The following is a 12,418-nucleotide window of genomic DNA, read 5'->3' on the forward strand; positions in this document are numbered from 1 at the left end:
CAGGGCGATTCAAGGGCCGCAATGCGGCCCTTTTTCATGTGCGCCCGTGGGCGAGCGAGTCAGCGGCGATGATGGCTTGCTGATACATTATTAACATGTTAATTATGTGGCCATAACGACAAGGCCGGCTTCAGCCCGCTCCGGAGGTGTCCGATGGTTACCCCAGCTGTCCGCTCCCATGATTTCGATTCCTGGCTCCGTGCCCTACAAGGTGTTTGCGGGCGCTTCGAGTCGCGGCCGGCGCTCAGCCAAGGCCTGTTCATCGGCGAGATCGCCCGCCAGGATATCTCCGGCCTGGAGGTCGCGCAGATTCGCACCAATGCCGGGATGATCAGCCGCCAGCGTACCTCCATCGATCACGACGACGATCGCCACTGCTTCCTGGTCGTCCAGCGCAGCGGCCGCGCCCAGTTGCGCCAGAACGGCGAAAGCGTCGAACTGGCACCCGGCGAAATGGCCCTGATGGATTCGGCGCGCGCTTGCGAGATCCTGCCCCGCGGGCTGATCGAGCACGCTTCTTTCCATTTGTCCCGCGAGGACGTCTGCCGCCATTTGCCGGAGGGCCGGCCGACCTTTGGCAAACTCTCCCAGCACTGCGCCAGCGGCCGTGTGCTGCGCACCCTGGTGGAGCAGATCTGCGGCGGTGAACTGGACCATTACGCCGGCCTGGAGGAGGGCGATGCCCTGCAGGAAGCGCTGATCGCCCTGCTGGCGCCGACCCTCAAGCAGCAAGCCGGACAAACCACCAGCGAACTGGACGGCTCCCACAATGCCGGCCTGCGCAGCCTGGCCCAGCAATTGATCGACCAGTCCCTGTCGGAACCCGGCTTGACGCCGCTGGCCCTGGCCAAGCAACTGAATATCTCGGTGCGACAGCTCTATCGGCTATTCGAGGACCAGGGCGACAGCGTCTGCCGCTTCATCCAGCGTGCGCGCCTGAAGCGCAGCGCCGCCGACCTCGCTAACCCGCGCCTGCGCAATGACTCGATCACGGATATCGCCTTTCGCTGGGGCTTTACCGATTCCGCGCATTTCAGCCGCACCTTCAAGAAGCACTTCGAGCAGTCACCGAGGGAATATCGCGCAAACGCGTTCATCGGTTGAGGGTGCGGGTTTGTAGGAGCGGGCTTGCCCGCGAAGCTCTTCTGGCGCCGTTTTCGCGAGCAAGCTCGCTCCTACAGGGCGATCCTCTGTTTCAACTTCCGCACTACGCCGCGCACCCCCGGCTCGTAGACGTCCCGCTCCACCGCCGCCAACGCCAGCCCCAGCACTTGTTCGGCAATCAACTCATGCTGCTGATACATGGAATTCACCGGCAGTGGCAGGAAGTCCAGCAATTGGGTATCGCCGAAGGTGCCCACGCGCAACCGCTCAGGCCAGGCGCCGTGTTCGCGCAGGGCGTCCAGCACGCCGGCCAGCAGCACGTAGGCGGTGGTGATCAATACATCTGGCAACTCGCCCTGTTGCAGCAGGTCGGCCATCAGGCGCTGGCCGCACTCGCGGCTGAAGTCTTCGCCCTGGAGTTCCAGTACTTCGCACGTGTGCCCCTTCAGTGCGTCATGGAAGCCGGCGCTGCGCTCGGCGCTGATGGGCAGGTCTGGCCGGGCGCCGAGCAAGGCAATACGGCGGGGCGCCGGTTGCAGCAGGCTGCGGGTGAGTTGCTGGCAAGCCAGGCGGTCGTCGCTGACCACCGAGCAGAATCGCCGGGGGTCGCGTACCCGGTCCACGGCGATCACCGGCAGGCCCTCATCCAGCAGTTGCCCGAGACTGTCGTCTTCCTTCGGCAGGCAACTGGCGACGATCAGGGCGTCGCAGCGCCGCGCACGGAACAGCTTGAGCAGTTGCCGCTCGCTGTCCGGTTCGTCGTCTGAGCTGGCGATCAACAACTGATAACCCCGTGCCCGCGCGCCTTGTTCCAGCAGCTTGGCCAAGCGGGCGTAGCTGGGGTTTTCCAGGTCCGGAAGGATGAAGCCGAGGGTCCGCGTTTGCCGGCTGCGTAGCCCCGCGGCCTGGGGGTTAGGCTTGAAACCATGCTCGTCCACCACCGCCTGCACGCGCTCCACGGTCGCCGGGCTGATGCGCTTCTGCTCGGCCTTGCCGTTGATCACGTAACTGGCCGTGGTCACCGAGACACCGGCCAGGCGGGCGATATCACTGAGTTTCAAGTTGGCGACTCCTGTTATGCGGATGTGTTTCATCGGACGGGCTTCAAGAATCGAAGATTATCGAGTAACGTGCCAGCTCAGTTTAGTGAAACGATTCAGCAGGCGCTCTGTCTACTCTTTAGCCAACCAATTCGACGGCTGGTAGCGCAGGTTGATGGCAGGTGACAAATACAAGAAGGGCGCAACGCCCGTGAGAGGTGACGCAATGCTCGAACTGACCGCAGGGCAGATTTCCATGGGCCTGGTCGCGACGGATAAAGCCGCCGCATTGCGGATGCTCGCCGAGTTGCTGGAGGGCGATGGCCTGGTCGCGCCGGGTTATCTTGCCGGGCTGGAGGCGCGTGAAGCCCAGGGTGCCACCTACCTCGGCCAGGGCATCGCCATTCCCCACGGCACCCCGCAAACCCGCGAGCTGGTGTTCACCACCGGCGTGCGCCTGATGCAGTTTCCCGATGGCGTGGAGTGGGGCGATGGCCAGCGGGTCTATCTCGCCATCGGCATTGCCGCCAAGTCCGACGAACACCTGCGCTTGCTGCAGATACTCACCCGCGCGTTGGGCGAGGCGGATCTGGGCAGCGAGCTGCGGCGCGCCGAAACCCCGGAAGACATCCTCAAGCTGTTGCAGAGCGCGCCCCAGGAGCTGGCCCTGGACGATCAACTGATTGGCCTTGGTGTCGCGGCGCAAGACTACGACGAGCTGGTGCTGCAAGGCGCCCGCCTGCTGCGCCGTGCCGATTGCGTGGGCAGCGGATTCGCCGCCGCGCTGCTGCAGGGTGAACCGCTGCCGCTGGGTGATGGCCTCTGGTGGTTGCACAGCGACCAGGCGGTACAACGGCCGGGCCTGGCGTACCTCACGCCGGAAAAGCCACTGCGCTATCTCGATCAACCGCTCAATGGCCTGTTCTGCCTGGCGAGCCTGGGTGACGCCCATCTGGCCCTGCTGGAACGGCTGTGCGCCTTGCTGATCGAGGGCCGGGGGCGCGAGTTGGCCCGTGCTACCCAGCGCCGCGCCGTGCTGGAAGCATTGGGGGGCGAAAGCCAGCCCGACTGGCCCTGCCTGCGTCTACCCCTGGCCAACGCCCATGGCCTGCATGCGCGTCCGGCCAAGGAGCTGGTGCAACTGGCCAAGACCTTCGACGGCGAGATCCGGCTGCGGGTAGCCGACAGCGGTGCTGCTGCCGTGTCCGCGAAGAGCCTGAGCAAGCTGCTGAGCCTCGGCATCCGCCGTGGCCAGGTCATTGAGATCATGGCCGAGCCGGCCATCGCCGACGCCGTGTTGCCGGTCCTGAAGACCGCCATCGAACAGGGACTGGGCGAAGAGATCGAACCGTTACCGATCTGTGCAGAGCCCGTGCAAGAGGAAGAGCCAGAAGCCCTGCCCATCGCCGCCCCGTCGCCGGGTAGCCAGCTCCAGGCGGTGCCCGCTGCCCCCGGCATTGCCGTTGGCCCGGCGCACATCCACTTGCACAAGGAGTTCGACTATCCGCTGCGTGGCGAGTCCCCCGACTTCGAGCGCGAGCGCCTGCTCCAGGCCATCGGCCATGTACGCGGCGAAATCGAGGCGCTGGTGCTGCGCAGCGAGGCCAAGGCCATCCGCGAGATTTTCATCACCCACCTGGAGATGCTCGCCGACCCGGAATTGGGCGATGAAGTGGACGCCCGCCTCAAGCAGGGCGAAAGCGCCGCCGCCGCCTGGATGACGGTGATCGAAAGCGCTGCCGCTCAACAGGAAAGCCTGCACGATGCGCTGCTGGCAGAGCGCGCCGCCGACCTGCGCGACATTGGCCGCCGCGTGCTGGCCCAGCTTTGTGGGGCCGAGGAGGCGCCTGAACCGCAAGAGCCGTACATCCTGGTGATGGACGAAATGGCGCCGTCGGATGTGGCGCGCCTGGACCGCAACCGCGTGGCAGGTATCCTCACCGCCCGTGGTGGCGCCACGTCCCACAGCGCCATCGTCGCCCGTGCCATGGGCATTCCTGCGCTGGTCGGCGCCGGGGCGGGTGTCCTGCTGCTGGCGGCGTGCACGCCACTGCTGCTGGATGGCCAGCGTGGTCGCCTGATCGTGAACCCGAATGCCGAGCAACTGGAGCGTGCGCGCCAGGAACAGGAAGGTCGCCAGCGTCGCCTGCAACTGGCCGATGCGCACAAGCTGGAACCGGCCCTGACCCGTGACGGTCATCGCGTGGAAATCTGCGCCAACCTGGGCGAGAGCGCCGGTGCGGCCAAGGCGGTGGCCCAGGGCGCCGAGGGCGTGGGCCTGCTGCGTACCGAATTCATCTTCATGGCTCATCCCCAAGCGCCGGATCTGGCCACCCAGGAAGCCGAGTATCGCCGCGTGTTCGATGCTCTCGACGGGCGCCCGCTGGTGGCGCGAACCCTCGACGTCGGCGGCGACAAACCTTTGCCTTACTGGCCCGTGCCGGAAGAGGAAAACCCTTTCCTCGGCGTGCGTGGCGTGCGCCTGACCCTGCAACGTCCGCACCTGATGGAAACCCAGTTGCGTGCGCTGCTGCGTGCCAGCGACGGTCGCCCATTGCGCATCATGTTCCCCATGGTTGGCAGCGTCGATGAATGGCGCCAGGCCCGCGACATGAGCCTGCGCCTGGCCGCCGAGATTACCCAGGCCGATCTGCAACTTGGGATCATGGTCGAGGTGCCATCGGCGGCGCTGATCGCGCCGGTGCTGGCGAGGGAAGTCGATTTCTTCAGCATCGGCACCAATGACCTGACCCAGTACTGCCTGGCCATTGACCGTGGCCATCCGACGCTCTCCGCCCAGGCCGACGGCCTGCATCCGGCGGTGCTGCAACTGATCGACCTCACCGTGCGTGCGGCCCATGCCCAGGGCAAGTGGGTAGGCGTGTGCGGCGAGCTGGCCGGCGATCCGCTGGCGGTGCCGCTACTGGTCGGCCTCGGGGTGGACGAACTGAGCCTGTCTGCCGGAGGCATTGCCGAGGTCAAGGCGCGCGTGCGCGAGTTCAGCCTGTCGGCGGCCCGCGAACTGGCCGAAGGCGCGCTCACGATGGAAAGCGCAGCGGCGGTGCGCGAATTGGCGGAGCGCTTCTGATGGCACGCATCCTGACCCTGACCCTGAATCCCGCCCTCGATCTGACCCTGCGCCTGGAGCGACTGGAACCCGGCCAGGTCAATCGCAGCCTGGAACAGGCCAGCCACGCCGCCGGCAAGGGCGTGAATGTGGCCCAGGTACTGGCCGATCTCGGCCACAGCCTGACCGTCTCGGGCTTTCTTGGAGCGGACAATGCCGACGCCTTCGAGGCGCTGTTTGCTCGGCGTGGCTTCACCGATGCCTTCATCCGCGTACCGGGGGAGACCCGCAGCAATATCAAGCTGGCGGAAGTCGACGGCCGCATCACCGATATCAACGGGCCCGGTCCGCGGGTGGATGCGATGGCCCAGGTCGAACTGTTGCTCCAACTGGATAGCCTCGCGCCTGGCCATGACCTGGTCGTGGTGGCCGGCAGCCTGCCTCGTGGCGTGGAGCCGCATTTCCTGACCGACTTGATTGTGCGGCTCCAGCGCCATGGGCTGAAGGTCGCCCTGGACACCAGCGGCGAAGCCCTGCGTGCCGGTCTGCTTGCCGTGCCCTGGCTGATCAAGCCGAATACGGACGAGCTCGCTGAAGTTGGCCGTCGAGACCTGACCGGGGTGGAGGCCCAGCGGCAGGAAGCCCGTCAACTGCAGGCGATGGGCATCGAGCACATCGTCATCTCCCAAGGCGCCGATGGCGTGAACTGGTTCGGCCCCGGCGTGGCTCTCCATGCCCAGCCGCCACGGGTCACCGTGGCCAGCACCGTGGGCGCGGGCGATTCCCTGCTGGCCGGCATGATCCATGGCCTGCTCAGTGGCTGGCCGGCGGCGCGCACCTTGCGCCATGCCACCGCCATCGCCGCCCAGGCCGTAACCCAGGTCGGTTTCGGCATCAGCGATGCCGCGCAACTGCAACAGCTCGAAGGCGCCGTCGACGTCCAGGCGCTGCCAGAACAACAAGAGGTGTCCCGATGAAACTCGCCATAGTCACCGCCTGCCCCAATGGCATGGTCACCAGCGTGCTGTGTGCGCGCCTGCTGGATGCCGCCGCGCAGCGTCTGGGTTGGAGTACCAGCGTCGAGGTGGTCGACCCGCAGCATCCGGAGAACCAGCTGTCCGTTGCCACGCTCGACGCCGCCGACTGGGTGCTGGTGGTGCGCAGTGGTCCGTTGGACCTCAGCCGCTTCGCCGGTAAGCGCATTTTCCTCGCCAGCCCGAGCGAAGCCCTGCGGGACAGTGAAGCGTTCCTCCTGCGCGGCGCTGTCGAAGCGCGGGAGCAGGAACTCGAAGCTGCGGCTGCCGCGCCCGACGCCAACGCGCGCCCGCGCATCGTCGCTGTGACGGCTTGCCCCACGGGCGTGGCGCACACCTTCATGGCGGCAGAGGCGCTGAAGCAGGCGGCCCAGCGCCTGGGCTATGAACTCCAGGTGGAAACCCAGGGTTCGGTGGGCGCGCGCGATCCGTTGAGCCCGGAAGCCATCGCGGCTGCCGACGCTGTTCTGCTGGCCACTGATATCGAAGTCGACACCGGTCGTTTCGTCGGCAAGAAGGTGTTTCGCTGCAGCACCGGCGTCGCGCTCAAACAGTCCGAAGCCACCCTGAAGCGCGCTGTAAGCGAAGGGCAGCTGCTGGAAGGCAAGGCGGGTCGGGAAGCCCAGGCGAGCAAGGCCAAGGCCGAGCCCAAGGGGGCCTACAAGCACCTGCTTACCGGAGTCTCCTACATGCTGCCGATGGTGGTGGCGGGGGGCTTGCTGATCGCGTTGTCTTTCGTCTTCGGCATCGAGGCGTTCAAGGAGGAGGGCACCTTGGCGGCCTCGTTGATGCAGATCGGCGGCGAGGCGGCGTTCAAGCTGATGGTGCCGTTGTTGGCGGGCTATATCGCTTACTCCATCGCCGACCGACCGGGCCTGGCTCCGGGCATGATCGGCGGGCTTTTGGCCAGCACCCTGGGCGCGGGGTTCATCGGCGGCATCATCGCGGGTTTCCTGGCTGGCTATTCGGCGCGGGCCATCAATCGCCATCTGAGCTTGCCGCAGAGCGTCGAGGCGCTGAAGCCGATCCTGATCATCCCGCTGCTTGCCAGCCTGTTCACCGGCCTGGTGATGATCTACGTCGTCGGCAAGCCGGTAGCCGGCATGCTCACCAGCCTCACCCATTTCCTCGACAACATGGGCACCTCCAACGCGATTCTCCTCGGCCTGTTGCTGGGCGGGATGATGTGCGTGGACCTCGGCGGCCCGATCAACAAGGCCGCGTACGCGTTCTCAGTGGGCCTCCTGGCATCCCAGAGCTACGCGCCGATGGCGGCCACCATGGCGGCCGGCATGGTGCCGCCCATCGGCATGGGCATTGCTACCCTGCTGATGCGCCGCAAGTTCGCCCAGAGCGAGCGTGAGGCGGGCAAGGCGGCATTGGTACTGGGGCTCTGTTTCATCTCCGAGGGGGCCATCCCCTTCGCCGCCAAGGACCCGCTGCGGGTGATCCCGGCCAGCATCGCTGGCGGTGCTCTGACCGGGGCGCTGTCCATGTATTTCGGCTGCAAGCTGATGGCGCCCCACGGCGGCCTGTTCGTGCTGCTGATCCCCAATGCCATCAACCATGCGCTGCTCTACTTGCTGGCGATAGTCGCCGGCAGCCTGGTAACCGGCGTGCTCTATGCGTTGCTCAAGCGCGGCGCTGAGCAAGAGATGGTGCTGGAAGGCAGCCGCACGGCCTGAGGACCTGTAGGATGGGGGCGACCCATCCTACGGATTGTCCTGCGACTGCCTTTGCCATGCTGCTTATCTCCAATACCGTTCACCTGCCCGACGACGAAATCGAGCTGACCGCCATCCGCGCCCAGGGCGCGGGTGGGCAGAACGTCAACAAGGTGTCCAGCGCAATGCACCTGCGCTTCGATATCAATGCCTCGTCCTTGCCGCCCTTCTACAAGGAACGGCTGCTGGCGCTGCGTGACAATCGCATCACCAGCGAAGGCGTGATCGTCATCAAGGCCCAGCAGTACCGCACCCAGGAACAGAATCGCGCGGACGCCCTGGAGCGCCTGGCGGAGCTGATCCGCAGCGTGGCCAAAGTGGAAAAGGCGCGGCGGCCGACCAAGCCCACGCTGGGCTCGAAGAAACGGCGCCTGGAAGGCAAGGCCAAGCGCGGAGCGGTCAAGGCGGGGCGGGGGAAGGTGGATTACTGAGGTGGTTGGGCGGGACCGTGCGCTTGATTCGCTTTTTGGGTTTCGCAGCATCACCGCACGGGGATGGCCGGACTGGGTAATTGGACAGGTTCCATGCCTTTAGCGATTCCATGCAACTGAATCATTCGGGGTGGCAGCGCATCGAATAGGTGCTCCTTGGAACGTTCCGTCGACGTAGTCGGAAAAGTCGCCAATCGTCAGGGGCGGCTGCCGATGGTGTCGGATGCGCGAATTTCGCATATTCCCTGGCCTCAAAAGAGCCGCTACCTGTGACGGGTGGCCAGGAGATCTGCGCCTTGAACCTGCTTCCCCCGCTGCCAGACGTGCTTGCACTTCGCATGGAGCTCTTGCTCGCCATGACGAGGCGTGAAGTTGAGTCGCGCTATCGGGATGCAGTAATGGGGCGCATCTGGATCATCGTTTCGCCCGTTCTACTGCTCCTGATCTACACTTTCGTCTTCGGCGTGGTGCTCAAGTCGCGCTGGGGAAGCGACCAGGACACCTTTTCCTTTGCGCTGACGCTTTTCGCTGGGCTCCTGCTCAACGGCATTCTCGCCGAGGGTCTTTCCAGGGCCCCAGGCATCATTCCAGGTAACGTCAACCTGGTGAAGAAACTGGTCTTCCCGCTTGAGATCCTTCCCGTCACCCCCATACTGGCTGCCTTCATCAATTCGGCGCTGGGCTACCTGGTACTTATCGTCTTTCTCGTCATCAAGGGCGTCGCGCCGGGGTGGCCGGTTATCCTGCTGCCGCTGATGCTCCTGCCATTCCTGCTTTGCGTAACGGGGCTGGCCTGGTTCCTATCCGGACTCGGCGTCTACGTTCGCGATACTGGCCAGTTCGTCCAGTTCCTCCTGATCCTCCTGCTGTTCATCAGCCCTGTCTTCTATCCGCTCAGCTCGCTGCCGCCTGCTGTGCAGCCATACCTGTACATGAACCCGCTGACTGTCCCGGTGGAAATGGTTCGTGCCGTGTTGTTCGACTCGCCGCTGCCAGAGCTCGGTGTCATTGCGCTCTACTGTGCTGTGTCGACGCTGGTGTTCCTGCTTGGTTTGACCTGGTTCCGTCGTGTCCAGGAAGGTTTTGCCGATGTCCTTTGATTCCCAGCAGGCGCTTTTGCAGTGGCGGTCGCTTGGGCAGCGGCTACTCGAACGTGGGCTGGTGAACCAGCAAGAGCTCGACCGTGCCCTGGCCATGCAGCGCAAGGTCGGTGGGCGATTGGGAGGCATACTGGTGCGTTCCGGTGCGCTTGCGGAAAGCGCGTTGCTTCAAGTTCTGGCCGAGCAATTGCAGATGCCGTTGGTGGGGGAGCACCTCGAGCCGCCTTCGGAACAAGTGATTACGGCGTTCCTGCAAACCTCCCCGATCAACTCCGATTGGTTCGTGGAGGAGCAAGTGGTGGTGTGGGAGGACGGTGAACAACTGCTGTTCGCCGCCCGAGATCCGCTTTCGCCTTCGATCCCGGAAACCCTCCAGTATTTCTATCCGGGACGGGCCATACGACCGGTGCTGTGTCGAGCCCAGGATATGGACGCCTGGCTTGAACGCTGTCTCGATCTCGCCCGCCAAGGGGCTATCCAGGGGGGGGACGGCCGTGACGACGTGCGCCATTTGCGCGAAATGGCTGAGGAGGCTCCGATAGTCGAGCTGGTCAACAACGTGATGGGGCAGGCTATCGAGAAACGCTCGTCGGATATCCATATCGAGCCGCGTGAATTCGATTTCCGCATTCGATTCCGGATTGATGGCGTGTTGCAGGAACAACTCAACTTGCCGCGCGAGCGATTTGCTGCCGTGGTTTCGCGGATCAAGCTGATTTCCGCCATCGATATTGCCGAGCGTCGACTTCCGCAGGATGGGCGCATGAGCATTCGCGTCAGCGGCACCGAACTGGATGTGCGCGTCTCGACATTGCCCGGTGTCCATGGGGAATCAGTCGTGATGCGGTTGCTGCCCAAGGAACGTGAATCCTTGCGACTAGATCGTTTGGGCATGTTGCCAGATCATCTGGGCATCCTGCGCGAATGGATAGCGGAGCCCCACGGCATCATCCTGGTTACCGGACCTACCGGATCCGGCAAGTCGACCACCCTCTACGGTACCCTTGAGGAGATCAACGATGGTGTGCGCAAGATCATCACGGTGGAAGATCCGGTCGAGTACCAGGTACCCAACATCACCCAGGTACAGGCCCACGCCGATATTGGCCTGACCTTCGCCGCAGCGCTACGTTCGATTCTCCGTCAGGACCCGGACGTCATCATGATCGGTGAGATTCGTGACCTGGAAACCGCAGAGATTGCTGTGCAGTCTTCCCTGACCGGCCATCTGGTGTTCTCGACCCTCCACACCAACGACTCGGTAAGTGCCTTCACCCGCCTCGTGGACATGGGTGTCGAGCCATTTCTCGTAGCCTCTCCGGTGCGCGGGGTTCAGGCCCAGCGCCTCGTCCGCAGGCTCTGCCAGTACTGCGCGGAAACGTGCGCTCCGAGCATTGGCGACGCGGAGCTGGAAGACACTCGCGTGGTCGCTGCCCGGTTATTTCCAGGGCAATCGGCGCGGTGGAAACGGGCTCGTGGTTGTGAGCGTTGCGAAGGTACCGGCTACCGTGGGCGCCTTGGAATCTATGAGTTGGTTGATCTGACTCCGGAAATGCGCGAACTGATCGTACAGCGAGCAACTGCCGAGCAACTGCGGCGTTTGGCCTACGAGCAGGGCATGCGAAATCTTCGAGGCGACGGCCTCTTGAAGGCCTGGCTCGGCGAAACCTGTCTCGATGAAGTTCGTCGTGTAACCAGTGGTTGATCTCATGACCTTCATCTATGAGGCCATCGATCGGAACGGTCGGCGATTCACCGGCGAACTCAATCTTCCCTCTCGGCAGGACGCGCTGCGGCAATTGCAGAACCAGGGATTGACACCACTCCGCCTGGAGCAGAAGAGGCGGGCGCTTGGCCGTCGTCGCCATCTGCGTGCTGAGGAGTTGAACATGGCCTTCCATGAACTTGCGACTCTGCTCGCTGCAGGAGTGACGCTCGCGGAAGCTGTGGCGGCTCAGGAGCGGACTGCACACCATCCCGTCCTGGCGGCTGCGTTGGAGGTCATCGGAAGCGGGTTGCGAAGTGGGCAATCGTTTCCCGCTGTACTAGAGGCATCCGGACTGCCCTTGCCTAAGTACGTCTACCAACTCGTGGCCGCTGGCGAACTGACTGGCGACCTGGCCGGGGCGCTACGCGACTGCGCCCAGCAGCTGGAGTACGAAAGGCGTACTCGTGCGGAGATCACTGGGGCATTGGTGTATCCGAGCATCCTGGTCTTGAGCGGTTTGCTTGCGATAGCGACCTTGTTCGTATTTGTCGTTCCCAAGTTTGCCAACCTGCTCGATGAAGTGGTCGAACTTCCCTGGTTGGCTTGGATAGTGCTGAGCACTGGGGTATGGAGCAACGGGAATGCCGGCCTGTTGATGTTAATCGTCCTGGGCTTGTGCGTCGGAGTCGCGATGGGCCTGAGTAACGAGCGATTGCGGGACTGGGCCTTCGATCAACTGGCGAGGGTGCCACTGGTTGGTGAGTGGCTTCTCCAGGCAGAGATCGCGCAATGGTCCAAGGTGCTTGGAACGCTTCTGGGAAACCGCGTCGCGCTGGTCGATGCCCTGGAATTGGCTGGTGGAGGGATGCGCATCGCTCGACAGCGCCAGGTGCTGGAGCGTGTTACCCAGGATGTGAGGGGCGGCACTGCTCTGTCTGTGGCGCTTGAAGAGCGCCAGGCTATCACGGCCATTGGCGCAAACCTGGTTCGTGTTGGAGAGGCTTCCGGGCAACTCGCTGAGATGCTGCTGAGTCTGGCAACGCTGTATGAAGAAGCCGGTCGGGGCCGGATGAAGAAGACCCTGGTGCTGATCGAGCCGCTGGCCATTCTGCTGATTGGCTCCGTGTTTGGTTTGATCATCACTGGTGTTGTCTTGGCCATCACTAGCGCCAATGACATGGCGCTCTAGGTATCGATTGCAAGCTGCCCC

9 protein-coding genes are annotated in these 12,418 nt (G+C 64.0%); 8 read left to right on the top strand and 1 reads right to left on the bottom strand.

The window, feature by feature from the left end; genetic code table 11:
* The first annotated feature begins 153 nt into the window (after window positions 1-153).
* Window positions 154-1,104 (top strand): transcriptional regulator FeaR, encoded by a 951-nt coding sequence (feaR, locus tag FFS60_RS11695; RefSeq protein WP_028630972.1) that lies wholly within the window; start codon window positions 154-156, stop codon window positions 1,102-1,104.
* Between the two features lie 71 nt (window positions 1,105-1,175).
* On the opposite strand, the gene cra is transcribed toward feaR, so the two are convergent.
* Window positions 1,176-2,165, bottom strand: a complete 990-nt coding sequence (gene cra, locus FFS60_RS11700; protein WP_137822055.1) for a catabolite repressor/activator — start codon at window positions 2,163-2,165, stop codon at window positions 1,176-1,178.
* Between the two features lie 205 nt (window positions 2,166-2,370).
* On the opposite strand from cra, the gene ptsP reads away from it, so the two are divergent.
* The 7 genes from ptsP (at window position 2,371) to FFS60_RS11735 (ending at window position 12,397) form a co-directional block, all read left to right on the top strand.
* Window positions 2,371-5,232: a phosphoenolpyruvate--protein phosphotransferase gene (ptsP, locus tag FFS60_RS11705; RefSeq protein WP_137822056.1), complete on the top strand. Its 2,862-nt coding sequence runs from the start codon at window positions 2,371-2,373 to the stop codon at window positions 5,230-5,232.
* Complete coding sequence (pfkB, locus tag FFS60_RS11710) at window positions 5,232-6,188, top strand: 1-phosphofructokinase (protein WP_137822057.1); 957 nt, start codon at window positions 5,232-5,234, stop codon at window positions 6,186-6,188. Before ptsP ends, pfkB begins: the two co-directional genes overlap by 1 nt.
* Window positions 6,185-7,930 carry a PTS fructose-like transporter subunit IIB gene (locus tag FFS60_RS11715; protein ID WP_137822058.1) on the top strand — a complete coding sequence of 582 codons (1,746 nt, stop codon included), beginning with the start codon at window positions 6,185-6,187 and terminating at the stop codon, window positions 7,928-7,930. Before pfkB ends, FFS60_RS11715 begins: the two co-directional genes overlap by 4 nt.
* Before the next feature lie 56 nt (window positions 7,931-7,986).
* Window positions 7,987-8,400 carry an alternative ribosome rescue aminoacyl-tRNA hydrolase ArfB gene (gene arfB / locus FFS60_RS11720; RefSeq protein WP_028630967.1) on the top strand — a complete coding sequence of 138 codons (414 nt, stop codon included), beginning with the start codon at window positions 7,987-7,989 and terminating at the stop codon, window positions 8,398-8,400.
* A gap of 338 nt (window positions 8,401-8,738) precedes the next feature.
* Window positions 8,739-9,500 carry an ABC transporter permease gene (locus FFS60_RS11725; protein WP_051246919.1) on the top strand — a complete coding sequence of 254 codons (762 nt, stop codon included), beginning with the start codon at window positions 8,739-8,741 and terminating at the stop codon, window positions 9,498-9,500.
* Entirely contained in the window at window positions 9,490-11,205 is a 1,716-nt protein-coding gene (locus FFS60_RS11730; RefSeq protein WP_028630965.1) for a GspE/PulE family protein, read from the top strand. Before FFS60_RS11725 ends, FFS60_RS11730 begins: the two co-directional genes overlap by 11 nt.
* Before the next feature lie 4 nt (window positions 11,206-11,209).
* Window positions 11,210-12,397: a type II secretion system F family protein gene (locus tag FFS60_RS11735; RefSeq protein WP_028630964.1), complete on the top strand. Its 1,188-nt coding sequence runs from the start codon at window positions 11,210-11,212 to the stop codon at window positions 12,395-12,397.
* Window positions 12,398-12,418 lie beyond the last annotated feature (21 nt).

Source organism: Pseudomonas sp. D(2018) (assembly GCF_005502555.1).
GTDB classification, from domain to species: domain Bacteria; phylum Pseudomonadota; class Gammaproteobacteria; order Pseudomonadales; family Pseudomonadaceae; genus Metapseudomonas; species Metapseudomonas resinovorans.